This is a genomic window from Streptomyces himalayensis subsp. himalayensis (assembly GCF_013778455.1).
Lineage (GTDB): Bacteria > Actinomycetota > Actinomycetes > Streptomycetales > Streptomycetaceae > Streptomyces > Streptomyces himalayensis.
Map to the genome: position 1 here is coordinate 39,428 of NZ_JACEHE010000011.1, position 26,998 is coordinate 66,425.

General features: G+C 70.9%; 28 protein-coding genes. 16 read left to right on the forward strand and 12 right to left on the reverse strand.

The window, feature by feature from the left end; all coding sequences use genetic code 11:
- Positions 1 to 35 precede the first annotated feature (35 nt).
- The 4 genes from H1D24_RS43610 to H1D24_RS18925 all read right to left on the reverse strand — a co-directional run bounded on the left by H1D24_RS43610 (position 36) and on the right by H1D24_RS18925 (position 3,566).
- Complete coding sequence (locus H1D24_RS43610) at positions 36 to 1,406, reverse strand: cytochrome P450 (protein ID WP_309484381.1); 1,371 nt, start codon at positions 1,404 to 1,406, stop codon at positions 36 to 38.
- 93 nt (positions 1,407 to 1,499) lie between these two features.
- Positions 1,500 to 1,700 (reverse strand): ferredoxin, encoded by a 201-nt coding sequence (locus H1D24_RS18915; protein ID WP_181658795.1) that lies wholly within the window; start codon positions 1,698 to 1,700, stop codon positions 1,500 to 1,502.
- Between the two features lie 56 nt (positions 1,701 to 1,756).
- Positions 1,757 to 2,617, reverse strand: coding sequence for a mycofactocin-coupled SDR family oxidoreductase (locus tag H1D24_RS18920; RefSeq protein WP_181658796.1), 861 nt, complete (start codon positions 2,615 to 2,617; stop codon positions 1,757 to 1,759).
- A 124-nt stretch (positions 2,618 to 2,741) separates the two neighbouring features.
- Positions 2,742 to 3,566 (reverse strand): NAD(P)-dependent oxidoreductase, encoded by an 825-nt coding sequence (locus tag H1D24_RS18925; RefSeq protein ID WP_181658797.1) that lies wholly within the window; start codon positions 3,564 to 3,566, stop codon positions 2,742 to 2,744.
- A 370-nt stretch (positions 3,567 to 3,936) separates the two neighbouring features.
- On the opposite strand from H1D24_RS18925, the gene H1D24_RS18930 reads away from it, so the two are divergent.
- The 6 genes from H1D24_RS18930 to H1D24_RS18955 all read left to right on the forward strand — a co-directional run bounded on the left by H1D24_RS18930 (position 3,937) and on the right by H1D24_RS18955 (position 8,510).
- On the forward strand, positions 3,937 to 5,361 hold the full coding sequence (locus H1D24_RS18930) for an aldehyde dehydrogenase family protein (RefSeq protein WP_181658798.1): 1,425 nt from the start codon (positions 3,937 to 3,939) through the stop codon (positions 5,359 to 5,361).
- Positions 5,362 to 5,398: 37 nt separating this feature from the next.
- Positions 5,399 to 5,797: a carboxymuconolactone decarboxylase family protein gene (locus H1D24_RS18935; RefSeq protein ID WP_181658799.1), complete on the forward strand. Its 399-nt coding sequence runs from the start codon at positions 5,399 to 5,401 to the stop codon at positions 5,795 to 5,797.
- Positions 5,794 to 6,654, forward strand: a complete 861-nt coding sequence (locus H1D24_RS18940; protein WP_181658800.1) for an NAD(P)-dependent oxidoreductase — start codon at positions 5,794 to 5,796, stop codon at positions 6,652 to 6,654. Before H1D24_RS18935 ends, H1D24_RS18940 begins: the two co-directional genes overlap by 4 nt.
- Before the next feature lie 20 nt (positions 6,655 to 6,674).
- Positions 6,675 to 7,298: a carboxymuconolactone decarboxylase family protein gene (locus tag H1D24_RS18945; protein ID WP_181658801.1), complete on the forward strand. Its 624-nt coding sequence runs from the start codon at positions 6,675 to 6,677 to the stop codon at positions 7,296 to 7,298.
- Between the two features lie 93 nt (positions 7,299 to 7,391).
- Entirely contained in the window at positions 7,392 to 8,123 is a 732-nt protein-coding gene (locus H1D24_RS18950) for a TetR/AcrR family transcriptional regulator (protein WP_181658802.1), read from the forward strand.
- Positions 8,124 to 8,204: 81 nt separating this feature from the next.
- On the forward strand, positions 8,205 to 8,510 hold the full coding sequence (locus H1D24_RS18955) for a DUF1330 domain-containing protein (RefSeq protein ID WP_181658803.1): 306 nt from the start codon (positions 8,205 to 8,207) through the stop codon (positions 8,508 to 8,510).
- A gap of 59 nt (positions 8,511 to 8,569) precedes the next feature.
- On the opposite strand, the gene H1D24_RS18960 is transcribed toward H1D24_RS18955, so the two are convergent.
- From H1D24_RS18960 to H1D24_RS18985, 6 genes are all read right to left on the reverse strand, one after another.
- Positions 8,570 to 8,926: a hypothetical protein gene (locus tag H1D24_RS18960; protein ID WP_181658804.1), complete on the reverse strand. Its 357-nt coding sequence runs from the start codon at positions 8,924 to 8,926 to the stop codon at positions 8,570 to 8,572.
- Positions 8,923 to 9,630, reverse strand: a complete 708-nt coding sequence (locus H1D24_RS18965) for an ABC transporter ATP-binding protein (protein WP_181658805.1) — start codon at positions 9,628 to 9,630, stop codon at positions 8,923 to 8,925. The genes H1D24_RS18960 and H1D24_RS18965 overlap by 4 nt, the downstream gene beginning before the upstream one ends.
- Before the next feature lie 49 nt (positions 9,631 to 9,679).
- Positions 9,680 to 10,390: an ABC transporter ATP-binding protein gene (locus H1D24_RS18970; protein ID WP_181658806.1), complete on the reverse strand. Its 711-nt coding sequence runs from the start codon at positions 10,388 to 10,390 to the stop codon at positions 9,680 to 9,682.
- Complete coding sequence (locus H1D24_RS18975; RefSeq protein WP_181658971.1) at positions 10,371 to 12,485, reverse strand: branched-chain amino acid ABC transporter permease; 2,115 nt, start codon at positions 12,483 to 12,485, stop codon at positions 10,371 to 10,373. Before H1D24_RS18975 ends, H1D24_RS18970 begins: the two co-directional genes overlap by 20 nt.
- Positions 12,485 to 13,867 (reverse strand): ABC transporter substrate-binding protein, encoded by a 1,383-nt coding sequence (locus tag H1D24_RS18980; protein WP_181658972.1) that lies wholly within the window; start codon positions 13,865 to 13,867, stop codon positions 12,485 to 12,487. Before H1D24_RS18980 ends, H1D24_RS18975 begins: the two co-directional genes overlap by 1 nt.
- Positions 13,868 to 14,291: 424 nt before the next feature.
- Positions 14,292 to 15,011: an enoyl-CoA hydratase/isomerase family protein gene (locus H1D24_RS18985; protein ID WP_181658807.1), complete on the reverse strand. Its 720-nt coding sequence runs from the start codon at positions 15,009 to 15,011 to the stop codon at positions 14,292 to 14,294.
- A 178-nt stretch (positions 15,012 to 15,189) separates the two neighbouring features.
- Between H1D24_RS18985 and H1D24_RS18990 the strand changes: the two genes are divergently transcribed.
- Positions 15,190 to 15,450: a hypothetical protein gene (locus tag H1D24_RS18990; protein ID WP_181658808.1), complete on the forward strand. Its 261-nt coding sequence runs from the start codon at positions 15,190 to 15,192 to the stop codon at positions 15,448 to 15,450.
- 124 nt (positions 15,451 to 15,574) lie between these two features.
- Here H1D24_RS18990 and H1D24_RS18995 read toward each other — a convergent pair whose 3' ends face one another.
- Positions 15,575 to 16,627 (reverse strand): ferredoxin--NADP reductase, encoded by a 1,053-nt coding sequence (locus tag H1D24_RS18995; RefSeq protein ID WP_181658809.1) that lies wholly within the window; start codon positions 16,625 to 16,627, stop codon positions 15,575 to 15,577.
- A 109-nt stretch (positions 16,628 to 16,736) separates the two neighbouring features.
- On the opposite strand from H1D24_RS18995, the gene H1D24_RS19000 reads away from it, so the two are divergent.
- Complete coding sequence (locus tag H1D24_RS19000) at positions 16,737 to 17,669, forward strand: alpha/beta fold hydrolase (protein ID WP_309484382.1); 933 nt, start codon at positions 16,737 to 16,739, stop codon at positions 17,667 to 17,669.
- 51 nt (positions 17,670 to 17,720) lie between these two features.
- Here H1D24_RS19000 and H1D24_RS19005 read toward each other — a convergent pair whose 3' ends face one another.
- Positions 17,721 to 18,482, reverse strand: a complete 762-nt coding sequence (locus H1D24_RS19005; protein ID WP_181658811.1) for an SDR family NAD(P)-dependent oxidoreductase — start codon at positions 18,480 to 18,482, stop codon at positions 17,721 to 17,723.
- Between the two features lie 123 nt (positions 18,483 to 18,605).
- Here H1D24_RS19005 and H1D24_RS19010 point away from each other — a divergent pair, with 123 nt between their 5' ends.
- The 8 genes from H1D24_RS19010 (at position 18,606) to H1D24_RS19045 (ending at position 26,986) form a co-directional block, all read left to right on the forward strand.
- Positions 18,606 to 18,929, forward strand: coding sequence for a DUF4286 family protein (locus H1D24_RS19010; RefSeq protein ID WP_181658812.1), 324 nt, complete (start codon positions 18,606 to 18,608; stop codon positions 18,927 to 18,929).
- 294 nt (positions 18,930 to 19,223) lie between these two features.
- On the forward strand, positions 19,224 to 20,525 hold the full coding sequence (locus H1D24_RS19015; protein WP_181658813.1) for an acyl-CoA dehydrogenase family protein: 1,302 nt from the start codon (positions 19,224 to 19,226) through the stop codon (positions 20,523 to 20,525).
- Positions 20,522 to 21,547: a phosphotransferase family protein gene (locus tag H1D24_RS19020; protein WP_181658814.1), complete on the forward strand. Its 1,026-nt coding sequence runs from the start codon at positions 20,522 to 20,524 to the stop codon at positions 21,545 to 21,547. The genes H1D24_RS19015 and H1D24_RS19020 overlap by 4 nt, the downstream gene beginning before the upstream one ends.
- Positions 21,548 to 21,567: 20 nt before the next feature.
- Positions 21,568 to 22,371, forward strand: coding sequence for an enoyl-CoA hydratase-related protein (locus H1D24_RS19025; protein ID WP_220136916.1), 804 nt, complete (start codon positions 21,568 to 21,570; stop codon positions 22,369 to 22,371).
- Between the two features lie 4 nt (positions 22,372 to 22,375).
- Positions 22,376 to 23,359, forward strand: a complete 984-nt coding sequence (locus tag H1D24_RS19030) for an NADPH:quinone oxidoreductase family protein (protein WP_181658815.1) — start codon at positions 22,376 to 22,378, stop codon at positions 23,357 to 23,359.
- A 112-nt stretch (positions 23,360 to 23,471) separates the two neighbouring features.
- Positions 23,472 to 24,239 (forward strand): SDR family NAD(P)-dependent oxidoreductase, encoded by a 768-nt coding sequence (locus H1D24_RS19035; protein ID WP_181658816.1) that lies wholly within the window; start codon positions 23,472 to 23,474, stop codon positions 24,237 to 24,239.
- A gap of 78 nt (positions 24,240 to 24,317) precedes the next feature.
- Positions 24,318 to 25,781, forward strand: coding sequence for an aldehyde dehydrogenase family protein (locus tag H1D24_RS19040; protein WP_309484383.1), 1,464 nt, complete (start codon positions 24,318 to 24,320; stop codon positions 25,779 to 25,781).
- Positions 25,778 to 26,986, forward strand: a complete 1,209-nt coding sequence (locus H1D24_RS19045; RefSeq protein WP_181658817.1) for a CaiB/BaiF CoA transferase family protein — start codon at positions 25,778 to 25,780, stop codon at positions 26,984 to 26,986. Before H1D24_RS19040 ends, H1D24_RS19045 begins: the two co-directional genes overlap by 4 nt.
- Positions 26,987 to 26,998 lie beyond the last annotated feature (12 nt).

The following is a 26,998-nucleotide window of genomic DNA, read 5'->3' on the forward strand; positions in this document are numbered from 1 at the left end:
GCGTGAACGACGGCGCGCTCAGCGGAGGATCGCCGTCAACGCGGGATATCGGCCCGCGTCGTGCGCACCGTGACGGGCTCGGCGAGCCGCTGCTCGTCACAGACCTTCTGGAGGATCTCCAGCGTCTCGTCGAGGCCGGGGCCGAGCCGCTTGCCGGGCGTGAACGTCGCCGGCAGCTGACGCATGCCCTGGATGACGCCGATCGTCTCGTAGTGGACGGTGCCTTCCGGGTCGCACCGGTAGTCCGGCATACGGTCGAGGACCTGGAGCAGCATCCGCTTGAACGCAGTACGGGCCACGTTCGAGCCGATGCAGCGGTGGATGCCGAGGCCGAAGCTGTTGTGCCGGTTGCCCTTGCGGTCCAGATCGACCGTGTGCGGTTCGGGGAACACCGACGGGTCCCGGTTGGCCATCGCCCACGACAGCCACACCCGGTCGCCCTCCTTGAACTCCGTGCCCGCGAGCTCGCAGTCGGCGGAGATGGTGCGGCCGTCCCCCGGTGCCGGGGTGTAGAAGCGCAGGAACTCCTCCGTCGCCGAGTCGAGCAGCGTGTCCCGCTCGCGGCTGAGGCGGTCCCGCTCGCCGGGGTTCTCCGACAGCCACTCCAGCGCGTGCGCGGTGAGCGCCGTCGTGGTGTCGAATCCGCCGCCGATGAGCAGGGCCAGGACGCCGAGGAGTTCGTCGTCCGGGGGTGTCTGGCCGTTGATCTCGGCGTGCACCAGGGCGTCCACCAGGCCGGGCCGGGGGTTCTTGCGGACGTCCGCCAACTGGCCGGCCAGGTCGCGCATCATCGCGATGTGCATCTCGATGACCCGGGGCATCTCCGGTGAGTCGGGCCGGGTGTAGACGCCCGCGTGCGCGGGCTCGTTGTAGATCGTCCAGTTCCTGAGCGGGATGCCCATCATGGCCAGGGTGAAGACGGCAGGCACGACGTTCGCGAGGTCGTCGATGAAGTCGATGCTGCCCTGCTCGATCTTCTCGTCGATACACGCCCGTGCCACCTCGTCGAGGAACGGGATCCAGCGCTGGATGGCGGCGGGGGAGAGGTAGGGGTTGAGGGCCTGCCGGTAGTGCCGCTGCTCGGGCGGGTCCATCTCGAGGAACCCGCCCCGCATGCCCTTCCCCCGTTTCGCATAGGGGATGTTGATGCCCTGGTAGCCGCGGCGTTCGCCCTTCACGTCGTGGTCGTTGGAGAGGTACTCCGCGGACCGTGCGATCTCGAACAGCTCGCGGTTGCCGCTGACCACCCAGTGGCCGCCGTGCGTCTCCGACCACGCCACCGGACAGCGGCTCTGCATCTCCTCGGTGATCTCCACGAACCGCTCCCGGTAACCGGGAGCGTGGCGATCGAAGTCGTACCGGTTCCTCTTGCGCTCCTCGCCTTGCGGGGCGCCCTGTGCGCTCACGGTCTGGTCCTCCCTGTGTCGGGGTGGCGGAGAGCGGGCTGACGCCCCGCCGGTCAGTGCTCGCTGATCAGTGCTCGCCTGAGTGCTCGCCGATCAGTGCTCGTCGATGAGGGAGATGGCCCGCTCGGGACAGGAGCGGACCGCTTCGGCGACCAGTTCCTCCTGGTCGGCGGGGACGTCCTCGCTGATGGGGCTCGAGTGCCCGTCGACGTCGTCGAGCTGGAAGACCTTCGGGGCGATCATGGCGCAGAGGGTGTGCCCCTGACACCGCTCCGGGTCGACGTAGACCTTCATCTGTACTGCCTCCCTGCCGGGCTCGGATATCCGTCGGGTGCGCGTCGGTGTCCGGATCAGCGGCGCCAGTCGTACCACTTGAGATAGCCGCCGGCATCCACGCGCAGCTGCACGCCGGTGATGTAGCGGGCCTCGTCCGACGCGAGGAACAGGATGGCGTTGCTGATGTCGATCGGCTCGACGTAAGGGATGGGCATCGCCTGCTGCACCCCGAACGCGGGCTCGGCGTCCTCCCGCGTCGGGTTCTCGAGGTCAGGGCGGAACGACTGGTACATCGGCGGGCTCTGCAGCATCGGCGTGTTGCAGTTCGTCGGGTGCACGACGTTGGCGCGCTGCTTCAACGGGGCGAGGTTGCGGGCGAGTTCGTGGACGTACTCCGACAGGGCGCGCTTGGCGAAGGCGTATGAGGCCCCACCCGGGTTCGTGCCCGGCGTCTCGACGATCCCGTGGTCCATCAGCGCCGCCGTGGAGCCGGTCGCGATGACGGAGGCGCCCTCGCGCAGGTGCGGCAGGGAGGCCTGGATCGCGTTGATCGTGCCGATCAGGTCGACGTCGATCCCGTCACACCACGCCTGCAGCGGCGGCGCTCCGTGGGTGGGGGCGATACCGGCCTGCGCCACCACGACGTCCAGACCGCCAAGCTCGGCGACGCCGCGCTCCACCGCGCCGCGCATCTCGTCGATACGGCGGACATCGGCCTGCAGTGCGACGATGCGCCGGCCCTGCTCCTCGACCAGGCGGACCGTCTCCTTCAGATCGTCCGGCCCCGCCATCGGGTAGTTCACCGTCTCGTAGTCGCGGCACAGGTCGACCGCGATGATGTCGGCGCCCTCCTCGGCAAGCCGTACGGCGTGGCTGCGGCCCTGACCGCGCGCCGCGCCCGTGACGAACGCGATCTTGCCCTCAACACGTCCCATCGCTGGCGTCCCCTTGTCCTCGAAGTCTTCGTCGTCTTCGGCTGCTCGGTGCTGTCTTGCTTGTCGTTCCTGTCCTGCTGGGTCATGGGGTGCCATCCGCTCACCGAGTGGATACGGACGGCGATCAGCCGGCGCCCGAGGGACCGCTGCCGCCCCCGCTGTGGGGTCCGATCACCGGGGCCAAGGCGCCCAGATCGGTGCCGAGTTCGGCAGCGACCTGCCGGACGACTTCGACGTCCTTGTCGACGAACTCACGTACCGCCTCGGCGAACCGTGCCACCGAGCCCCTTGCCGCCACACCCGTGAGGGCGCGGCTGGTGGCGCTCCCGTGGGGCAGCGCGTGCAGCAGGACCGCTTCGTCGACGCCCAGCCGCCGCCCGAGCCGGATCGCGTCGGAAAGCAGGACGATGTGGGCCGCGAACAGTGCGTTGTTCACGAGCTTCACGCGCTGGCCGGCGCCCAGCGGGCCGACGTGCAGCACCGGGTCGGCGTACCGGCCGAGGACGGGCCGCAGGCGTGCCACGGCGTCCTCGTCACCGCCCGCGAAAACGGTGACCCGTCCGGCCGCGATGTCGTGAGGGCCGCCGCTGACCGGCGCGTCGACCACCTGGATGCGGCGTGCCGCGGCGCGGGCGGCGACCGCCTCGACGGTCCGCGGGCTGCCGGTGGTGTGCACGACGATGGCGGCGCCCTCCGGCAGTACGTCGAGCAGGGCACTGCCGAGGCATACCTCGCGCACCTGCTCGTCGGTGTACACGCAGACCAGCACCGCATCGGCCCCGTCGGCGACGTCCTCGACACAGCCGCCCACCAGGGCACCCTCGGCCGCGAGTGCCCGCCGCCGCTCGGGCGACCGGCCCAGTACGCGGACCTCGTGCCCACCCGCGACGAGCCGGCGCACCATGGGCAGGCCCATGCGTCCGGCCCCGACGAACCCCAGCCGTTTCATGTGAGCAGGCGATCCGCGATGGCCGGGCCGATCCCGGCGCCGCCCATGGTGACCTCGACGCCCAGGTGCGGGCTCAGCGCTTTCGTCCGGATCACAAGAATCTCCCTCCCGGCAACGAGAATCGTAATCTCGCATTTTGCGAGCACGGAAGCCCCGTGCGGGCACTTTCTCGAGGGCGTGGCCGGGGGCTGCGTCGACTGTGCTTGCCGCCTCGCACCTTGCCGGGCGGCTCATTGCCCACGATGTTGGAGAACCGTATTCTCGTTAGGCGGTATCGCCCATGTCGACTGATCGTGTCGCGGCACAGGCCGCCAGCGTCATCTGAACGACGGACAGTCATCGGCGTCAACGGAGAAGTGGACCATCTGACATGACGACCCGCCACGACCACTGGATCGGCGGCAAGGCGGTGGAGCCCGCCAACGGCGTCTACCTGCCCACCCTCGACCCCACGACCAGGCAGCCGGGCGACGAGGCTGCCGCAGGCTCCGCCCCCGACGTGGACCGCGCCGTCGCCGCCGCCGCGGCCGCGCAGCCCGACTGGGCGCGGCGCCCCGCCGCCGAGCGGTCGGAACTGCTCCACCACGTCGCCGACGCCATCGAGACGCACGCCGAAGAGCTGATGGACCTGGAGCGCGCCTGCACCGGAAAGGTCCCCGCGCAACTCCGCCTGGAGACCGACATGTCGGCCTCCTACTTCCGCTACTACGCCGGAGTGCTCCGCGCCCATCACGGCCGCACCATCGACCAGGGCGCCGGAACGCTCACGTACACGCGGCTCGAGCCCTACGGTGTCGTCGCCGCCATCACGCCCTGGAACCTGCCGTTGAACCAGGCGTGCCGGGCGCTCGCCCCCGCCCTCGCCGTCGGCAACACGGTCGTCGCGAAGCCCTCGGAACTGACACCGGCCTCCACGCTGCGCCTCGCCCGCCTCGCCACCGAGGCCGGCCTGCCCGACGGTGTGCTCAACGCCGTCTCCGGCACGGGCCGCGACGCCGGCACGCCCCTGGCGATCCATCCGGCCGTGCGGCGCGTCGTGTTCACCGGGTCTGTGCCCGTGGGGCGCCACCTGGCGACCGTCGCCGCCGACCGGCTCATCCCCATGACCCTGGAACTCGGCGGCAAGTCACCGCTCGTGGTGTTCGCCGACGCCGACCTCGACCGGGCCGTCGCCGCGGCCGTCTCCACACTCGCGGCCAACACCGGGCAGGTGTGCTCGGCCACCACCCGCCTGCTCGTCGAGGCGTCCGTCCACGACGAGGTGGTCTCCCGCGTGGCCGAGGCCGCCGAACGCCTCAGGCCCGGCGTCGACTTCGGGCCGATCATCACCGAGGCGCAGTTCCAGAAGGTCCTCGACCATTTCGCCCAGGCGCATGCCGCGGGCGCCGTACCCGTATGCGGAGGTGCCCCGTACGACAGCGGACCCGCCGCACGCGGCCTCTACGTCCGCCCGACCGTCTACGCCGGAGTCAGCCCCGACCTGCGGATCGCCCGCGAGGAGATCTTCGGGCCGGTGCTGGTCACGATGCCGTTCGCCGACGAGGCCGAGGCGCTCGCGCTCGCCAACGACACCGAGTACGGCCTCGTGGCCGCTGTCTGGAGCGGCGACGCCGCCCGCGGTCTGCGCCTCGCCGAGCGCATCGACGCAGGGCAGGTGGCCGTGAACGGCGGCCCGCTCACCATCGAGACGCCGTTCGGCGGGTTCAAGCAGAGCGGCTACGGCAGGGAGAAGGGCCTCGAGGCACTCCACGAGTACGCCCAGACCAAAACCGTCAGCCTCTCGCTGCGCTCCTGAACCGCGTACCGATACCGACCCGACTCAAGGAGAGTCCGTGGCAGACATCGAACAGCTGGACGCGGCCCGCGCCATGCGCCGGGCCATGCTCGGCGACGCCTACGTCGACAGCGTCACCTCCGACCCCGAACCCGCCGCCGCGGAATTCCAGGACTACGTCACCTCGATGGCCTGGGGAGTGTGGGCCCGGGGCGGTGCGCTCAGCCCCCGCGACCGCAGCCTGCTGGTGCTTGCGATGACGGCCGCCCTGGGGCGGATGGACGAGTTCCGCCTCCACGCCGGCGCCACACCGCAGACCGGCGTCACCGACGAGGAACTCGACGAACTGCTCTTCCAGGTCGCCGCCTACTGCGGAGCACCGGCGGGCGTGTCAGCCCGGCGGGCCCTGAAGGACGTACGGGCGGCGGCACGGCAGGACGCGAAGGAAGGGGCGTGACCGTGGGCACGATCGGCTTCGTCGGGCTCGGCAACATGGGCAGCGCCCTCGCTACGAACCTTGTCCAGCGCGGATTCGGACTCGCCGCCTACGACGCCGCGGGCGCGGCCGTCATTCCCGGAGGAGCGGCACCGGCCCGCGACGTGGCCGAGGTGGCGCGCAGGGCGGACACAGTAGTACTCAGCCTTCCGGACGGAGCGGCCTCCGAGCAGGTCGCGTACGCGATCGCCACCGCTGCCGGGCGTCGTGCCGCACACGTCGTCGACACCTCGACGATCGGCGTCGCCGCCGCGCAGAGGGTGGCCGAGCTCCTCGCCAAGGTGGGGATCGGTTACGTGGACGCGCCGGTGTCCGGCGGCGTCGCGGGCGCTCGCGCGCGCACCCTCACCGTCATGTACGCGGGCTCCGACGAGGCCTGCGCCCGCATGGAGCCGGTCCTCGCGGGGCTGAGCGACCGGCGCCGCAGGGTCGGTGACCGGCCCGGGCTCGCCCAGGCGCTGAAGCTCGCCAACAACTTCCTGTCCGCGACCGCGCTCGCCGCGACCAGCGAGGCGATCGCCTTCGGCTGTTCGGTGGGCCTCGACATGGGCACGATGCTGGAGGTGCTGAACGCGTCGAGCGGCCGCAGCGCCGCCACCGAGGACAAGTTCCCCCACCACGTCCTGACCGGCCGCTACGCCTCGGGCTTCGCCAATTCGCTGATGTCGAAGGACGTGGGCCTATATCTGCAGGCGGTGGGGGAGGAGGGTGGACCGGCGGAGATCGGGGCGCTGGTCGCCGCGCTGTGGGAGCGGTTCGCGGAGGCGGAGCCCGGCGCGGACTTCACCCGCATCCACCCCTTCGTGCAAGGCACATGATCGCAAAGAGAGGCCTTCGCATGGCGACACCCACCACAGGCACAGACACCTCCGGAGCTCCCGGAACATCCGACGGGCCACGTATCCGGCCGCTCGCCCCCAAGCAGTGGCCCGCCGAGATGCGCCAGGCCCTTGCCGCGCTGCGGCCGCCGAACCCCCGCCACCCGATACTCGGGCGCCGTCCCGACCGCCCGAAGGGCCTCAACATCCTCGGTACCCTCGCCCACCATCCCGCGCTCACGCAGGCGTTCCACACCTTCAACGGACACGTGCTGTTCGCGTCCACCCTCACCGTCCGCCAGCGTGAGCTGCTGGTCCTCCGCGTCGCGGCGGTGCGTGAGGCCACGTACGAGTGGGCGCAGCACGTCGTGCTCGCTCGGGACGCGGGCATCGCCGACGAGGAGATCGAGCGGGTCGCGAAGGGACCGGACGCGTCCGGTTGGACGCCACTGGAACGGGCCATGGTCCGCGCCGTCGACGAACTGCTCGCCGACGCGAAGCTAGGGGACGCCACCTGGCAGGAACTGGCCGGCGCGCTCGACGAACAGCAGCTGATGGACCTGATCTTCACGGTGGGCGCGTACGACGTGCTGGCGATGGTCTTCCGGTCCTTCGAGATCGAGCTGGACGACGACCTCGTGTGACCACGCCTGGAGAATCTTATTTTCGCAGAAGTGGCCGCATGTGATGGTCTACTAGAGATCGCCGCTCTCGGCTTTGTGCGGTAGGCTTGCCAGGTGGCAGCGGAACATTCATCAGTCGAGTCCGAAGCGACTCACGCCCCCACCACCAGCTGGCGCGAACTGGCTGTGGCCCGGTCGGTCGATCCCGCCCGGGTGCGGGCCGAGAAGCGAGTGCAGCGATTCCTCGATGCCGCGCTCGAGTTGATGAGCGGCGATTCCGGCAAGGACTTCACCGTCCAGGAGGTCGTCAAGAAGTCCGGCCAGTCGCTGCGCAGCTTCTACCAGTACTTCACCGGAAAGCACGAGCTGCTGCTCGCGCTCTTCGAGGAGTCGGTGCACAGCACGGCACGGCGTCTCCAGGAGGCGATCGCCGACGAGGACGACGCGCTTGAGCGCCTGCGGCACTTCACGGTCGAGTACTACCTGCTGTGCCGGCCCCTGCCCGACGACAGCTCCGAGCGCAAGACGGCCATCCTCGGCATGGCCGAGTTCGCCCAGCAGCTCCTCACCGAGCACCCGAAGGAGGCGGCGCGGGCCTTCGCCCCCATGTTCACCCTCCTGCACCGCCTCCTCGACGAGGCGGCTGCCCAGGGCGCCATCCGTAGCGGCCTCGACCACCGGGCGATCGCGGGCACCATGCTCCAGGCCATCAGTTTCAACTCGTTCGCCGTGACCATCAGCGGTTCACCTGTGCGCTCGGACGGCAGCGACGCCGAGGCGCTGTGGGATCTGGTCCTGCACGGCCTGGCGGCCGGCACGCCGAAGCGGAAGCGTTCCGCGCGCTGACACGCCCGCAGGGCGACACGGTTCGATGCGGTCAACGGCAGTCCACGGCACCATCACGGCAGCTGACGAAGGAGAGCACCGATGCCCAAGGGCTACGTCGTCTTCACCGAGGCCATCAAGGACCCGGCCGGTATGGCCGCCTACGGCCGGGTCGCCGCGGAGTCGCTGGCCGAGAGCGGCGGCCGCGTGATCGCCGTCGACTTGCAGCCGGAAGTCCTGGAAGGCGAATGGCACGGCCACCAGACCGTCGTCCTCGAATTCGAGTCGGTGGAGGCGGCCCGCGCCTGGTACGAGTCCGCCGCGTACGAGAAGGCGAAGCCGCTGCGGCACGCCGCGGCCGACACCAACGCCGTCATCGTGTCCGGCTTCGCACCGCGCCAGGCCTGACAGCAAGCCGGCCGTGACCGTGGTGTGTGCCCCATGCACCCACCACGGTCACGCCATGCTCAGCCGCGTCCCTTCTGCGCGTCGATCAGTCGCTCCGCGAGCGCATCGAGGTCGTACGACTGGCGGGCCAGCCAGAAGCGCAGGAAGCCCGTCAGCGAATAGCGCAGGAACAGCGCGCCGCCGACGACTCCGGCGCCGACCCCGCACAGTCCCAGCGTGATCGCGTCGCGCTGCTCGAGCGGATCGGTGGTGCTGTGGGCGAGCAGGTACGCCGACACGCACAGGACGAGGGCGAGCACCATCAGCGTGCCGCCCAGGCGCAGCCACAGGGCCGCCCGTCCGGCGGCCGGGTCGGGGATCTTCAGCTCCGCCAGTTCACGGACGAAGCGGTCCGCGCGGGGCTCGGTCGTGGTCATGTGGGGCTCCCCAGGTAGAGGGCGGACAAGTCGGTGCGGAATCCGCTGTCGGGCCGGCCCTGCCGCTCGATGCGGCCGCGCACCAGGACGGCCGCATGGTCGGCGATGCCGAGGACGGCCGCCGCGAACTGCTCGACGACCAGAACCGCCACACCCTGCCGGGCGATCTCGGCGACCTGCTCGTAGAGGTTGGCGACGACCAACGGGGCCAGCCCCATGGACAGTTCGTCCAGCAGGAGCACGGCAGGGTCGGTGGCCAGGCCGCGGGCGAGGGCGAGCATCTGCTGCTCGCCGCCGGACAGGGTGCCCGCGGCCTGCGAGGCGCGCTGGGCGAGGATCGGGAACCGGGCGAACGCGACATCCTCGATCTCCTCGCGGCTGCGGCCCGTGAAGGTCATCATCAGGAGGTTGTCGCGGACCGACAGGTTCGGGAAGATCCCGCGCCCCTCGGGGATCAGGCACACCCCCGCCCGGGCGAGGTCCTGAGGGCCGACGCCGGTCACATCCCGGCCGCCCATCAGGAGCCGGCCGGACGCGGCCGGGTGGACGCCCGCCGCTACGCGCAGGGTGGTCGTCTTGCCGGCGCCGTTCGGGCCGAGCAGCGCCACCACCTGCCCGGCGGCGACGCTCAGGTCCACCCCGTGCAGGACGGTGATTCCTTCGTGGGCGGCGCGGATGCCGCTCAGTTGGAGAAGCGCACTCACGTATCCCCCAGACAGGTCAGGTGCCCCTCAGGGCCGCACGCCAGGCTGTTCACGCGTCCCCCAGGTAGGCGGCGAGGACCGTCTCGTCGTTCCGGATCACCTCGGGCGGGCCGACGGCGATGACCTTCCCGAGGTCGAGTACATGCACCTCGTCGCACACGCTCATGACGAGGCCCATGTCGTGTTCGACGAGGACGACCGCCATGCCGTCGTCGGCGAGTGAGCGCAGCAGGGTGGCGAACCGCTCCGTCTCCTCGCCGTCCTGGCCCGCGGCCGGCTCGTCCAGGAGCAGCAGCGTGGGGCGGACGGCGAGCGCCCGGCCCACCTCGACGAGGCGGCCGACGCCGGTGGGGAGGGTGTCGGCGGGGCTGTCGGCGACCTCCGCGAGGCCGAGCTGGTCGATGATGCGGGCGACGCAGTGTTCCGCCTGCCGCCGCTCCGGCCCGAGTTCCGCGGCAACGAGCAGGTTGTCGCGCACGCTGAGGCGGCCGAACAGTTCCAGGCGCTGGAACGTCCGGGCCAGTCCGTGGCGGGAGCGGCGCGCAGGACCGAGCCGGGTGACCTCGCGCCCGCCGAGCCGTACGCGTCCCGACGACGGCCTGCGCAGCCCGGACACGACGTCGAACAGGGTGCTCTTTCCTGCCCCGTTGGGCCCGATAAGGCCGGTGATCCGGCCCTGCTCGGCGCTCATGCCGACGTCGTCCAGCGCCCGGTTGCCGCCGAACGCGACGGTGACGCCGCTAACCTCCAGCAATGCCACGGGCCAGCACCTCCCTGTCGTCCGCCCGCCAGGGGCGCCTGAGGCCCCACCACTCAACGGGGATCTCCGGTTCGGCCGGGTCGGCGGTCTGCCGCGCCGCCGCGTACCGGCGCAGGCCCTCGCCCAGGACGTAAGCCCAGACGAGGAACGTCCAGCCGTTGATGACGTCACCCAGCCGCAGCCCCCACCCGAGGGCGAGCCCCACCAGCAGTGCGGGCAGGGCGATGCGGTCCCGGCCGAGTGGCTCCCACTCGCGCCGGAACCGGGACACGATGCCCTCGGGGCTGTGCGCCAGCCCCATTCCGGCCAGCGCGGGCATCACCGAGACGAGGTTGTGCCCCCAGGACACCAGGCCCGTCAGGACGTGCGGCCCCACGAAGGCCGTACCGGCGAACAGCCCGTTGCCCACCGCACCGAGACCGCCGATCACCGCGACCAGGAAGATCGGCAGCCCCGCCACCAGGTTGAACTGCTCGGCCGTGACCGTCCGGTGCTGCATCCCGTACAGCGCCCCGCCGAGCCCCGCGATCCCCGCGGACAGCGCGAACACCGCGACCTTGGCCACCAGCAGGTTGCCGCCGAGCGTCGCGTAGGCGGCCTCGCTGTCGCGCAGCGCGATCAGCCGCCGCCCGAACCGGCCGCGGCGCAGCACCGCCACGCCGAGCGACGCGAGGGCCAGCCACACCGAGGCGAACACCAGCAGTTCCGCCGTGCCGTCGAGACGCAGACCGAACAGGTTCGGCCCGCTCACCTCCACCGACCCTTGGTCGAACAGCGCGATGCGCACCCCGAACACCTCGAACGACGGCAGCGTGAAGATCCACCGGTCGAGTACGACCGCGAACGCCGCCGTCCCGAGCGCCAGATACACCCCGGAGAACCGCAGCGCGGGCACCGCGATCAGCGCCCCGACCGCCGCCGAGACCAGGACCGCCGCGCCGAGCGCCCACAGCTGCCCTTGCGCGCCCAGATGCCCCCACACGACCGCGCCGATCCCCGCGATACTCAGCTGGCACAGCGAGATCTGGCCCGCGTACCCGGCCAGCGGCACGTACGACAGCGCGATGATGCCGAGCGAGAACAGCGGCCCGTAGGTGACCAGGTCGGCGTCGCTGAGGACCGTGGCCAGCACCAGCCCGAACGCGACGGTCGACGCGGCGAACACGGCCGTGCCGCGCAGGGACGGCACCGGCACCCGGACCAGGCGCCGGTCCCTGCCGCGCAACCGCCGGTGCCGAAACACCAGCAACGCGATGAACAGCAGCAGCGCGGGCGCGGCGAGCCGCAGCCCCGGCAGGTACTCGTTCTGCGGCAGATATCCCGTCAGATAGCTCTCCAGACAGCCGACGACGACGGCGCCGATGAACGTCAGCGGCAGGCTGCGCAGCCAGCCGAAGACGGCCGCCGTGTAGGCGCTGACGATCAGGAGCGACAGCTGGGAGGCGTCCAGGGCGACGGTCGGTGCGATGAGGATGCCGCCGAGCGCCGCCAGCTGGGTACTGAGCATCCAGGCGACGCGGCCCGCGCGCAGCGGGTCGGCACCGGTGAGCTGCACCAGGCCCCGGTCGTCGACCGTCGCCCGCATCTCCGCGCCGGTGCGCGTGCGGTTCAGCAGGAACCACAGGCCCGCCGCGACCGCCACCGCGACGGCCATGGTCAGCGCCTGGTGCCAGGTGACGGTGACCGGTCCGATGTGGAAGGGCTCCCGGTCGGCGAAGAACACCGTCAGGGGACGGGCGACGTTGGGGTCCCAGATCCAGCGGGCGACGGCGATGGCCCCGCTGAGCAGGGCCACCGTCATCACCAGCCGTTCCGCCTCGCCGAGGTGCTGCACCGGGCGCATCAGCACCCGCTCGACCGCCAGGCCGAACCCCGGCGCGAGCACGAGCAGCACCACGGCGAGACCCACCGGCACCGGCCAGCCCCACCCCACGGTGAGCTGCCAGTAGCAGAACGCCGCCAGCATGCCCGCCGCCCCGTGCGCGAAGTTGAACACGCCGGTGGTGACATAGGTGAGCACCAGGCCGCTGCCGATGACCGCGTAGATCGCCGCCGTGCTCAGGCCGACGATCCCGAAGGTGAGGAGCTGCTCCATCACTTCACGTCGTCCATGGACTTGCCGACATCGGCGAGCGTGAGCGGCTTGCCGTAGTCGCCGGTGTACTTGTACTGCTCGACGTCGCAGCGGTATGCGCCCTTGTCCGGCTTGAAGTCGGCCGGCTCCCAGCCCTTCGATGTGGCCTTCTCGACGTTGAAGCAGTCCACCGGGATGCCGGCGTCGGTCAGGTCGACCGGCGCGAGCAGGCCGCCCGCCGTCCAGGCGCTCTCCTTGCGGGCCGCCTCGTACACGCACGCGCGGGTGAGGTCGTCACCGCAGCTCTTGGCCGCCTTGGCGAACAGCAGCCAGGCCCCGAAGCCCCGCACGCCGGGCAGCGTGACCTCAGCGTCTGGCGCGTACTTCTCGAACAGGTCCACGAGTTGCTGCGTCGCCGGGTTCCCGGACGCGCTCTCCAGGGGATAGACCCCGTTCAGGTCGGCAAGGTTGTTCTGGTAATCGAGGGACGTGCCGCCGAGCTTGAGGAAGGCGGGCCCGTAGGCGTTGCTGTTCGCGTCGATCCAGTCGAGCTTGTACTTCATACCGGTGAGGATCTGCTCCAGCTTGGCGAGGCTGGTGAAGTCCCCGTAGAAGATCAGTCCCCTGACCTTCTTGCTTTTGATGGCCTGCGCGTACGGCGTCCAGTCCGAGACGCCGGAGGCCGGGTACAGGTCGCTGTAGGCGATGGTCCCGCCGGCGGCCTTCAGACCTTCCTCGGCCTGTGCGCCGAGGACCTTGGTGACCGGGGAATCGCCCGAGATGATGCCGATGGCGTCCGCTGACTTCGGGTACGCCTCCTTCAGCAGCCAGTTGTAATAGCCGGCGTAGCGGTTGTACTCGCTGCCGCCGGTCTGGCTGACCTGCAGGTCCGAGCCGTTGTTCTGCACCATGCTGGTCTGGGCGGGGAATTCGGGCAGCAGGCAGGACAGGCGTTCTTTGGTGCCGAGGCCGTCCATGGCCGCGCTGCCGCCGGCGATCGCGAAGTCCTCCTTGCAGGAGTCGAGCATCCGCTGGCGGACCTCCAGCAGCTTCGTGTCCCGCACGGTGGCGACGAGCTTGCGTCCGTTGATGCCGCCCGCGGCATTGCACCAGGACGTGAACACCTTCGCGGTGTCTCCGTATTCGGATTTCTTGGTGAAGCCGACGTCGGAGAAGACGCCGACCTTGATGGCGTCGGCTGTGACGCCTTGGGCGGACGCGGTCTTGGCGTCCCCAGGGCCGCAGACACCCTTCAGATCACCGAAGTCGCCGCCCGGCGCGGCCTCGGCGGCTTTCGTGGGATTGCCGTCACCGCGCGACTCCTCGGTCTCTCCCGACCCGCTGCGGCCGCATCCCGCGGCGAGCAGGGCGGCCACGACCAAGGTGGCCGCGAGGGAATTCATCGCTTTCACGGGGTGTCCTCCTCATGTTTCCCGACGTGCTGATGGCTCGATGGGCGCGATCAGGGCTCGCTCCGGCCGCGCGGCGACGCGGACCGGGGCGCACGCGGGAAACGCAGGTGACAGCGCACTCCGTGCGCACAGACGTGCCGTTGGTACGGCAGCCCGGCGTCGGGTGGGCGGCCCACCGCTCCCGCCTCATGGCGTGCCACGTCGCAGCCGCCGACGGCGAGCCTGATGGGGGCAGGGAGCCTGGGCGGCGCGGTGCGGGCGCCGACGGTGTGTGCTGCAGCTGGTCGAACCGTTGTCCCAACTGCCGAATTGGTCCGAATAGCTTGCTCTCGGAATCTGGAAGGTAGCTTCTCCTCAGAGGAGAGGCAATGGGTTCGACGCGCCCTGAAGTTCTTCTGCCGCGGCGCGCAGTGCCTCAGCGGCCCCGGCTCATCGCCCGGTCCACCGCCGCCCAGTGCGCGTCCCCGACCCAGAGGGCGGCGAAGGCGTCCACCGCCTCGTGGGCGGAGGCGCCCTCCCGTGTGATCCGCTTGATCTCCTGAGCCGGGCGGTTCGCCAGCGAACGGGCCAGGGTCTGCCAGCCCTCCTCGAAAGAGGCGCGCGGCAGCACCTCGTCCACCAGGCCGATCCGCTCGGCTCCGGCCGCGTCCAGAACCCGGCCGGACCCCGCGAGCAGCAGCGCCCGCCCCCTGCCGATCAGGGCCGCGAGCCGCTCGGCGCCGCCCCATGCCGGCATGATCTCCAGGTTGACCTGGGTGAAGCCGATCCGGATGTCGTCGGCGGCCACCCTGATGTCGGCGGCTACCGCCACCTCGGCCCCGCCGCCCAGGGCATGGCCGTTGAGTGCGGCGATCACCGGTGCGGGGAACACCGCGATGCGGTCGCAGATCCGCCGCATCCGCCAGGCCATGGCCGCCGCCTCCTCGGTGGTACGCAGGGCGGCAAGCTCCTTGAGGTCGCCGCCGGAGACGAAGGCGCGATCGCCGGCCCCCGTGACGACCAGTGCCCTCGCACCCGCTGCCGCGTCCAGGGCCTGTTCCAACTCGCCCATGGTGTCCAGTGCGATGGCGTTGCGCGCGTGCGGGCGGTTGATGGTGATGACCGCCAGTCCCGAGTCCATCTCCAGATCGACCATGGGGGAACCCTCCAGATCTCGGCATTCGCGAAGCTACGGATCCATCCGGCGGTGCGGTCGCAGAGCTCCTTGTGCGCAAGGACATTGCGGCCCGAGCCAAGCGAGAATAGCATTCTCTTATGGAGTGAAGGTGGATCTCGCATCCTCGCGCGAGCAGAAACGGAGATGCACGGTGTCAATGGACGCGCTTACCGAACAGGCGACGCACAGGTCGCTGTCGCGCATCGAGCAGCTGGACCACGAGATCATCGAACTTCTGCTGAGGCGCCGGGAGATGGCGCGGGAACTGCCCGCCCCGTCCGCACCCCGCGCCACCGACCCCGGTTTCGCGGAGGCCGTGCGGGCCATCACCGGCCGGTACCGCGAGCACCTCGGCGGCGGCGGTGAACTCGTCGCCCGCGCCGTCCTGGTGCTGTGCCATCCGGGTCAGCGGCCATGAGCGTGCACGCCGAGTGACGCCGGGCGCCCGTAGAGGGCGGACTCACTCACCGACGGGCCGCCGCCTCGTTCCGTGCGAGGCGGCGGCCCATCGGGTTTCGTAGGGTGCTCGTCTCCAGGCGCGGTTACTCGTACTCGACCGTCACGGACGGCGTGTCCGGTAGCCCCTGGCAGGTGAGGACGTACCCCTCGGCCACCTCTTCCTCGGTCAGGGCGTCGTTGACGCGCATGGTCGCACTGCCCTCCCTCAACTTCGCCATGCAGGTCGCGCAGTTGCCCGCCTCGCAGGAGAAGGGCGGCGCGAGGCCGGCGCGACGGGCGCTCTGCAGCAGCGTCTCGTTCGGGCGGCGCGGGACCGACACCCGCTTGTTGCCGAGGAGGATCGTGATCGTCCCCTCTGCGGCGGCCGGAGTCGGAGTCTGGGCCGGAGGCGGTGCCGGAGTCCGGGCCGGGGACGGACGCGGCGGAGACGGCGGCGGGACCTGCGCGCCGCCGAATCGCTCGCTGAAGACCCTTCCCGACCCTTGCAGCGCCGACTCCACGAGCTCCATGAAGGGCTCGGGCCCGCACACGTACGAGTCCGCGTCCATGTCGGCGCCGACGAACTCCTTGATGTCCGCCGCGTCGAGGAGCCCGCGCTCGTCGTCGAGATGACGTACGACCGTCAGACGGCCCGGATAGCGCTTCGCCAGTCCGGCCAGGCCCTCGTAGAAGATCGCCGAGGGCCTGTCGCGGTCGGCGCACAGCAGCCGGACCCGGCGGTCGGTGCCCGCGAGTGCGCTCTTGGCGAGGGAGAGGACTGGGGTGATGCCGCTGCCGCCGCAGAAGCCCAGGAGTGGTGCGGCGGTGGAGGCCGGGCGCAGGCAGAACTTGCCCCGGGGTTCGGTCAGTTCGAGTTCGTCACCCTCGGACACGTGGTCGTGCAGCCAGTTCGAGACCTTGCCGCCCGGGACCCGCTTGACGGTCGTCATCAGCTCGTCGTCGGCCTCCGGGGCGCTCGACATGGAGTAGGACCGCAGCAGGTCCCGTCCGTCCACGCGGACCCGGAAGATGCAGAACTGCCCGGCGCGATACGAGAGCGGCCCTCCGTGCGGGGCGAGCACGAACGTACGGGCGTCGGCGGTCTCCTGGATGATCCGCGTGACGGTCGCGCGCCGGAACAGCGGGGGGCTCGGCATGGCGGCCTCCTTCTGGTATGAAAGTTCTAGCGATACGAGAATATCGTTCTCCGAGGCGAGATGGGACCCTCTCGGTAGAGCGACGGAGCTACCCCTCCCGAGGAGGCTCGTGACCACGACCGGACCCTCACCCGCCGCCGCACCACCTCTCGGTGACGTGGTCCCGTGCGTCGTGCAGGCCGCGGGCGTCCCGGTGTCCGCGCTGGCCGCCGCCGTCCCCCGGCCGCGCGTCGTCGTCGTCGCCCTGCACGGCGGGGCCGCCACCTCGGCGTACTACGACCACCCCGGGCACCCGCGCCTCTCCCTGCTGCGCACAGGCACCGCCCTCGGCTTCACCGTGCTCGCCCTCGACCGCCCCGGATACGGCAGTTCGGCCGGCCACACACGGGGGATGGAGCGGCCGGAGCGCCGGGTGGAGGTCGCCTACGCGGCGGTGGAGGCACTTCTCGCCGGGCGGTCGCGCGGAGCCGGAGTGTTCCTCGTCGCCCATTCGATCGGCTGTGAACTGGCCGTGCGCATGGCCGCCGACGAGCGCGGCGCGGACCTGCTGGGCGTGGAACTGGCGGGCACCGGCACGCAGCACAATCCGCCAGCGCTCCGACTCATGGAGGAGTGGCGGCGCAACGCCGCCCGCCGCCCGACTGGTCGCCGCATGCGCGACCTCATCTGGTACCCGGCGGACGCCTACCCCCCGGATGTCTACGGGGGCGCCCGCATCGGCTCACCGGCGCCCGCCTACGAAGGTGATGTGGTGCGCACCTGGACGGAGGACTTCCCTCGGCTCGCCGCCCGCGTCCGCGTCCCCCTGCGGTTCACCCTCGGCGCGCACGAACAGGTGTGGCGCAGCGGCCCCACCGCGCTGGCCGACATCGGATCGCTGTTCACCGCCTCGCCGCGCGTCGTGGTGGACGAGCAGGCCGGGGCCGGGCACAACACGAGCATCGGCCGGACCGCCACGGCGTACCACCTGAAGGTCCTCTCCTTCGTCGAGGAGTGCGCCCTGGCCGCCAGGCCGCAGCGCACGGAGGGCGGGACGCGATAGTGGGCAACCGGCCTGACGGTGAGTCAGGACAGGCGGTGTGCGGCTTTCACGTCAGGTGTTCCGCCCTCCGTTGACGCCGAAGACCTGGCCCGTGATGTAGCCGGCCTCCTCGCTCACCAGGAAGGCGCACGCCGCGGCGATGTCCTCCGGGAGTCCCGGCCGCCGTACCGGGGTGCGCGCGGCGTGGTGGTCGACGCCGGGGCCGAGCAGGCCCTTCGCCTCGTTCCGCCGGGTCATCGGCGTGTCGATGAAGCCGGGCGGGATGGTGTTGACGGTGATGCCCTGCGGGCCGAACTCCAGGGCGAGCGCCTTGGTGAAGCCGATGACGCCGGCCTTGGAGGCGACGTAGTGGGTCATGAGTGGCTGCCCGCTGTGTGCGCTCGATGAGGAGATGTTGACGATGCGCCCCCACCTGGCCTGCACCATGTCGGGCAGGACGGCCTGGCAGCAGCGGAAGGTGCCGGTGAGGTTGACCGAGAGGATGCCCTCCCAGGACTCCTCGCTGATCGACAGGAACGGCTCGAAACCTTCCCGCCCCGCGTTGTTGACGAGGATCCCGACCGGGCCGAACCGTGCCCGGACCTCCTCGACCCCGCGGTCCACCTGCGCGCGGTCGCCGACGTCGACGGCTAGGCCGATCGCGGTGCCGCCGTCGGCGCGGATCTTCGCGGCGGCCGCCTCGGCGCCGTCCGCGTTCAGATCGAAGACGGCGACCTTGGCGCCGTCGCGGGCCAGCCGCTGGGCGATGGCGAGCCCGATGCCGGAAGCGGCCCCCGTGACGATGGCCGTCTTCGCGGTGGCTGTGTGCGCCATTCCTCTCCTCCTTCGCTGAGAGCAAAGTATGCGCCGGTGCTGAGAATATCGTTCTCCTCGATCGAAAACATAGCTATCTTCCTGGTGGTGAGCCAACCGTCTCATCGAGCGACGGAGGAGCGCATGGCGAAGCACATCCTGCACGTCGAGTCCTGGCCGGCGAGTCCGGAGGCCATGGAGGAGTTCAATCGCTGGTACGACGAGGTCCACCTGCCCGAGGTCGTGGCGCTGGACGGTTTCGTCGCGGCCCGCCGGTACGCCCCGAAGGAGGGCTACGGCCCGTATGTGACGCAGTACGAGATCGAGGGCGACCCGGAGGAGGCCGTCAAGAGCGTCAGCGCCGCAGCGGCCGCCGGCAAGCTCAATATGTCCGACACCATGCGGATGGACCCGGTTCCGAAGATGCGGATCATGGAAGTCGTCACGGAGTACCGCCCGGAGTCCTGAGACCCGGGCCGGGGCGCTGTCCGCCATCGAAGGCGGGCGGCGCCTCATGTCGTTTCCGATTCCTGACGCAGCGGCAGACGTATTGCCTCTCTGAGTTGGAGAAGCTACTTTCCAAATTTGGAGAGCATGGTATTCGTGCGGCGGCCCACACAGGGGTGCGTGTCTTCCGCGAGTGCCGTCCGTCCGTCGCGGACGCCCGCGCGTCCCTGCCTCTGTGCGCCGCGCCCGGAGCGCCGCCCGGACCGCGCCGGACCCGGGCGCCCCGCGGGGACCCGAGAAGGAGGAGTGACGCACATGGCATGGGACTTCGAGACGGAGCCAGAGTTCCAGGCGAAGCTGGACTGGGCCGACACATTCGTGCGGGAGGAGGTGGAACCGCTCGACCTGCTCTGGCACGGGCTGCAGTTCACACCGCCCGACGCCGAGAAGCGCAAGATCATCGACCCGCTCAAGGACGAGGTCCGCCGGCGGCGCCTGTGGGCCGCACACCTCGGCCCGGAGCTCGGCGGCGAGGGCTACGGGCAGCTCAAGCTCGCCCTGCTCAACGAGATCCTGGGCCGCTCCGAATGGGCGCCGATCATCTTCGGCTGCCAGGCCCCCGACACCGGCAACGCCGAGATCATCGCGCACTACGGCACCGACGAGCAGAAGGAGCGCTATCTGCGGCCCCTGCTCGACGGGGAGATCTTCTCGTGCTACTCGATGACGGAGCCTCAGGCGGGTGCTGACCCGGCGCTGTTCGAGACCCGGGCGGAACGCGACGGGGACGGCTGGGTCATCAACGGCTGGAAGTTCTTCTCCTCCAACGCCCGCACCGCCTCCTTCTTCATCGTGATGGCGGTGACCGACCCGGACGCCGGGCCGTACGAGGGCATGTCGATGTTCCTCGTCCCGGCCGACACACCCGGCATCAACATCGAGCGGAACGTAGGCCTCGGAGACGAGCCGGTCGGGGACGGGGCGCACGCCCTGATCCACTACGACAACGTCCAGGTCGGCCCGGAGGCCCTTTTGGGCGGACCGGGGCAGGCGTTCGCTATCGCCCAGACCCGGCTCGGCGGCGGCCGCGTCCACCACGCCATGCGCACCATCGGCCTGGCCCGCAAGGCGCTGGACATGATGTGCGAGCGGGCCCTGAGCCGTCGCACCCGCGACGGGGTGCTGGCCGACAAGCAGTTCGTACAGGGCTACATCGCCGACTCCTACGCCCAGCTCACCCAGTTCCGGCTGTTCGTGCTGTACGTGGCGTGGTCCATCGACAAGCACAACGACTACCGGAAGGTCCGCAAGGACATCGCCGCCGTCAAGATCGTGATGCCGCAGGTGCTGCACGACATCGCACAGCGCGCGGCGCAGGTCCACGGCGCCCTCGGCATGAGCAACGAAATGCCCTTCCAGCGGATGCTCCTCGGCGCCGGCGTGATGGGCATGGCGGACGGACCCACCGAGGTCCACAAGGTCACGGTCGCCCGCCAGGTCCTGCGCGGCCATCAGCCCACCGAGGGCCTGTGGCCCACCGGCCATCTGCCGTCCCGCACGGAGGCCGCCCGCGCCAAGTACGCCGCACACCTCTACCGGGAAGTGGGAAACCTGTGATCGACATCGAACGGCTCGCGTCGTGGCTCGACGGGCAGAACCTGCCCGGCAAGGGCGAGCCCGTGGAGTACCGCTACCTCTCCGGCGGCACCCAGAACGAGATCTACGAGATCCGCCGCGGCGACATGCACTGCGCCCTGCGCATCCCGCCGCCCACTGCGCCCGCCGACCGCGACAAGGGCATCCACCGCGAGTGGCGGATCATCGAGGCGCTGGACGGCACGGACGTACCGCACACGCCGGCCGTCGCGGTGTGCACCGACCCGTCGGTCCTCGGCCGCACCTTCTACCTGATGGGCTTCGTCGACGGCTGGTCGCCGATGAACCTGAAGGACAAGAAGTGGCCCGAGCCCTTCGCCTCCGACCCGGGCGCCCGCGCGGGGCTCGCCCGGCAGCTGACGGAGGGCATCGCACTGCTGTCGAAGGTGGACTGGCGGGCCCGCGGCCTCACCGACCTCGGCCGCCCCGACGGCTTCCACGAGCGGCAGGTGGACCGCTGGACCGCCTTCCTCGACCGCATCAAGGGCCGCGAGATACCGGGCCTGGACGAAGCCTCGGCCTGGCTGCGCGCCCACAGGCCCCTCGACTACGTGCCCGGCCTCATGCACGGCGACTACCAGTTCGCCAACGTCATGTTCCGTCACGGCGCCCCCGCCCGGCTCGCCGCGATCGTCGACTGGGAGATGGGCACCGTCGGCGACCCGAAGCTGGACCTCGGATGGATGCTGCACAGCTGGCCCGAGGACACCTCCACGCCCGAGGCCGCGACCGCCGGCTACGTCGACCTCACCGGCATGCCGTCCCGCCACGATCTGCTCGCGCTGTACGCGCAGACGTCGGGCCGTCAGGTCGACGACGCCGACTACTACTTCGTCCTGGCCAAGTGGAAGCTGGCGATCGTCCTGGAACAGGGCTTCCAGCGCGCCGGCGACGACCCGAAGCTCCAGGCGTACGGGCCCCTCATCCTGCGGCTGATGCGCGACGCCGCCGAACTCGCCGAGACGACGGAGTACCGAGGATGACCGACGACGGAGCACCGGGCATGACCGATGACGGAGCACCGGGCATGACCGAGGAAGAGATTCTCGTACGCGAGCGTGCCGGGAACGTCCTGGTGGCCCGCCTGAACCGGCCCGCGGCGCGCAACGCGCTCACCGCGGAGCTGATGACCGCGATCGGCGCGGCGCTGCTGGACGCCGAGGCGGACCCGGAGATCCGGGTACTGATCCTCACCGCCAGCGGCGGCCGGGTCTTCTGCCCGGGCATGGACTTGCGGGCCTTCGCCGAAGGCGCCGAGATGAACGCGGGAGCCGACGAGCCGCGCCAGGCCTACCAGCGGCTGCTGGAGGGCGGCGCCAAGGTGCCCGTGGTCGGCGCGGCGAACGGCACCGCGCTCGGCGGCGGCATGGAACTGCTGCTGGCCTGCGACGTCGTCGTCGCGTCTGCGGCGGCGAAGTTCGGGTTCCCCGAGGTGAAGCGGGGCCTGTTCCCGGCCGGCGGAGGTCTGGCGATCGGGACGCGGATCCCCTTCGCGGCGGCGATGGAGCTGGTGCTGACCGGCGATCCGGTGGACGCGGCCCGGGCCCGGGAGATCGGTCTCGTCAACTCCGTTGTCCCATCCGACCAGGTGCTTCCGGCAGCTCTGGAACTTGCCGGACGGATCGCCGCCAATGCGCCGCTCGGGCTGCTCGCCGCCAAGGAGCTGTTGCGGCTGACGGTGACCGACCCGGAGGAGGCCGCGGTCCGCGGCAAGGAATGGCAGCAGCGCGTCTTCACCAGCGAGGACGCGAAGGAGGGCGCTGTCGCGTTCGTGGAGAAGCGTGCGCCCGTGTGGCAGGGGAGGTGAGCCGGTGAGGGCCGCGCTGTGCCCAGAGTTCGGGCCGCCGGAGGTGGTGCGCCTCGCCGACGTGCCCGCGCCCGTGCCCACCGCCGGGCAGGTACGGGTACGGGTGCACGCGGCGGCGGCCAACTTCTCGGACGTACTGCTGGTGGCCGGTGAGTACCAGGTGCGGGCGGAGCCGCCGTTCGTGCCGGGCAGCGAGTTCGCCGGCGTCGTGGAAGAGATCGTCGGGGACGTGCCCGGAATCCGCGTCGGCGACCGGGTCGCCGGGACCGGTCTCGTCGGCGCGTTCGCCGAGCAAGCGGTGGTCGGCGCGCACGCGGTGACGCCGGTGCCGGACACCGTGGAGTTCACGTCGGCCGCCGCGTTCGGCGTGGCACACCGGACGGCGTACCACGCCCTGCACACTGTGGCGGAGCTCCGCGGGGGGCAGGAACTGGTGGTCCTGGGCGCGGGCGGCGGCGTGGGCCTGGCGGCGGTGCAGCTGGGCGCACTGGCCGGGGCGCGGGTGACGGCGGTGGCGTCGTCGGCGGCGAAGCTGGAGGCGGCCAAGGCGAACGGCGCGAGCGTGCTGATCGACCACCGGTCGTGCGGCGATCTGCGGACGGCGCTGAAGCAGGCGGTGCCTTCGGGAGCCGACGTGGTGCTGGATCCCGTCGGCGGCGGCCTCGCCGAACCGGCGCTGCGGTCGGTCCGCTGGGGCGGACAGTTCGTCACCATCGGGTTCACGGCCGGGATTCCGCGGCTGCCGCTCAACCTCGTCCTGCTGAAGGGCGCCCAGGTGACGGGCTTCCAGCTGCGCGACGTGGCGGCCCACCTGCCGGAGCGGTTTCAGGCCAGTGAGGCACGGCTCAAGGAGTCGTTCGCCGAGGGCACCGTCCGCCCGCACATCGGCGCGGTGTACCCGCTCGCCGAGGCGGCGGCCGCGCTGCGCGCCGTGGCCGACGGCCGGGCCGTCGGAAAGATCGTCGTGGACGTGGCCGGTTCCAACTGAGACGGGGGCGCCGCACGGAATGCGGAGCCCCTGACGAAGCGTCACTAACACGTGAAGAAAATCCAGTTCTCCATTCTTGTGAATGTGACTTTTCCAGTGGGAGCATCAGGCCGTGGACACCTTCGCCGCACTGCATGACCTGTCCGGGCGGACCGCCGTCGTGACCGGTGGCTCCCGGGGAATCGGGCGGGCCATCGCACGGGCCCTCGCCGAGGCCGGTGCCGACGTCGTGATCGCCTCGCGCAAACAGGAGGCGTGCGAGTCCGCGGCCGCCGAGATCCACCAGGCCACAGGCCGGCGCGCAGTCGCCGTCCCCTGCCACGTGGGCCGCTGGGACGACTGCGACCGGCTGATCGCGGAGACCCTCGACACGTTCGGGCGGCTCGACGTGTTCGTCAACAACGCCGGCATGTCACCGCCGTACAAGAGCCTCGACACGATCACCGAGGAGCTCTACGACAAGACCCTCGCCGTGAACCTCAAGGGGCCCTTCCGGCTCGCCGTGCTGGCCGCGACCCACATGGCGGAGCATGGCGGCGGATCGGTCATCAACGTCGGCACCGCGGGCTCCCTCGTGGCGAGCGTCCACGAGCTGCCCTACGCGTGCGCCAAAGCGGGGCTCAACGCGCTCACCGTGGGACTCGCGGAGGCGTACGCGCCGAAGGTCCGCGTCAACGCGATCCTGCCGGGCCCGTTCCTCACCGACATCTCCCGCGGCTGGGCGCCCGAGGACCCGGACGACGCGCCGTTCGTGCCGCTGGGCCGTATGGGCCGCCCCGAGGAGGTCGCTCCGCTGGCGGTGCATCTCGCCTCCGACGCCTCCAGCTTCACCACCGGCGCGATCATCCGCGTGGACGGCGGCGTCACGCGCAAGGTCTGACCCCGCACGATCCCGAGACGGCAGTCCCAGTACCGAAGAGAATCCGATTTCCGGCAACGACGCAGGAGCGGAGTGCCCGTGACCGATACGAACGAGACCACGCCGGACAGGCGGCTGTTGATAGACGGCCGACTGGTGGGGGCGCCGACGACGTTCGCCTCCGTCAACCCAGCCACCGGCGACATCGTCGGGCACGCCCCGGACGCGGGCCCTGCCGAGGCGGAGGCGGCCGTCGCCGCCGCCCGCCGAGCCTTCGACACCACGGCTTGGGCCACCGACCGGGGCCTGAGGGTCCGATGTCTCGACCAGCTCCACCAGACCCTCGTCGACCACAAGGAGGAGCTGCGGGCGCTCACCATCGCCGAGGTCGGCGCGCCCCACAAGCTCACCTTGGGCGCGCAGTTGGAGGAGCCCATCGCCACGGTCCGCTGGTACGCGGACCTGCTGCCGGACTTCCCGCTCGCCCACGACCTGGGCACCGTCGAATCCCGGGGCGCGCGGCACCACCGCTGGACCGAGAAGGAGCCCGCCGGTGTCGTCTCCGCGATCATCCCGTACAACTACCCGAACCAGATCGCCCTGGCGAAGCTCGCCCCCGCCCTCGCCGCCGGCTGCACCGTCGTCCTCAAAGGCGCCCCGGACACACCGCTGATCACCCTCGCCCTCGGCGAACTCATCGCGGAACACACCGACATCCCACCCGGCGTCGTCAACATCCTGTCGTCCTCCGGCGCGGCGGCCGGCGAGGTGATGACCACCCACCCGGACGTCGACATGGTCACCTTCACCGGCTCCACCGCAACTGGCCGCCGCGTCATGGCCGCCGCCGCGGAAACCGTGAAGAAGGTGTTCCTGGAACTCGGCGGCAAGTCCGCCATGGTGCTCCTCGACGACGCCGACTTCGCGGCCGCGTCCATGGCCGCCGGGTTCATGACGTGCAGCCACGCCGGGCAGGGCTGCGCCATCGCCACCCGCCTCCTCGTCCCCCGCGAACGGCACGACGAGACCGCCGAGCGGGTCGCCGGCGTCCTCGCCCACATCCCGTACGGCGACCCGACCGACCCGGACACGTACATGGGGCCGCTCATCAGCGAACGGCAGCGCGACAAGGTGGACGCCATGGTGCACCGCGCCGTCGCCGACGGCGCCAAGCTGGTGTGCGGCGGCGAGCGCGTCGGCCCGGGCTTCTTCTACAAGCCGACGCTGCTGGCAGGGGTCGACCCGGACAGCGAGATCGCGCAGGAGGAGGTCTTCGGAGCGGTCCTCAGCCTCATCCCGTACGAGGACGAGGACGACGCGGTGCGGATCGCCAACAACTCGGCGTACGGCCTCTCGGGAGCCGTGTTCAGCGCCTCGCAGGAGCGTGCGGTCGCCGTGGCGCGGCGGATCCGCAGCGGCACGTTCAGCATCAACGGCGGCAGCTACTTCGCGCCGGACAGCCCGTTCGGCGGCTACAAGCAGTCCGGCATCGGCCGGGAGTACGGAACGGCCGGCCTTGAGGAGTTCCTGGAGACCAAGACGTTCGGGGTGGTGGCGGAATGAAGCCTCTGGAGGGGATCCGCGTCGTCGAGGCGGCCATGTACGGTTTCGTGCCCTCGGCGGGCGCCGTGCTGGCCGAGTGGGGCGCCGACGTCGTCAAGATCGAACATGCCGTCACCGGGGACCCACAGCGCGGACTCCGCCGCACCGGCACCTTCGTCATCGAGGACGGCGAACCCAACCCGAACATCGAGCACGCCAACCGCGGCAAACGCAGCATCGGCCTCGACATGTCCAACCCGGAGGGCCTGGAGGTGCTGCACGAACTGGTCAGGGACGCCGACGTGTTCCTCACCAGCTTCCTGCCGTCCGCCCGGCGCCGGTTCCGGATCGACGTCGAGGACATCCGGGCGGTGAACCCGAAAATCGTGTACGCACGCGGCAGCGCCCTCGGGCCGCGCGGTCCTGAGGCCGAGAAGGGCGGATACGACATGACCGCCTTCTGGGCCCGCGCCTCCACCGCGGCCTCCATCACCCCGGAGGGCACCGACGGGGTCCTCTCCGCCCCGGTGCCCGCCTACGGCGACACGATCTCCGGCACCAACCTGGCCGGCGGTGTCGCGGCCGCGCTGCTGAAGCGGGAGCGTACGGGCGAGCCGTCCGTCGTGGACGTCTCCCTGCTCGGCAGCGGCGTGTGGGCGATGGGCCACGGCATCGCCCTGGCCCGGCTGAAGAAGCAGCCGTGGGTGATGGCCCCGCCCGGCGCGCAGCGGGCCTACGCCAACCCGCTCACCATGCTGTACCGCACGGCCGACGGGCGGCACATCTCGCTCGTGATGCTGCAGCCCACCCGTTACTGGGCGGACGTATGCCGGCACGTCGGTCTCGATCACCTCGTCGACGACCGCCGGTTCGCCACCGCCGACTCCATCGCCGAGCACAGCCAGGAGGCCGTGGCCGCGTTGCAGGAGGCCTTCGGTAGCCGCCCGCTCGCCGAGTGGACGAGGATCCTCGCCACCCTGTCCGGTCCATGGGCCCCCGTCCAGGACTCCGTCCAGGTCGGCGACGACCCGCAGGTGGTGGCCAACGGCTACCTCCGGCGCGTCGGAGATCTCGAACTCGCCACCGGGCCCGTGCAGTTCGAGACCGAGACACCTGACCCGACACCGGCCCCCGAGTTCGCAGCCCAGACCGAAGAGGTCCTGCTGGAGCTGGGGTTCGACTGGGACCGCATCCTCGCCCTCAAGGCGGCCGGCGCGGTCACCTGACGTTCGAGTCGG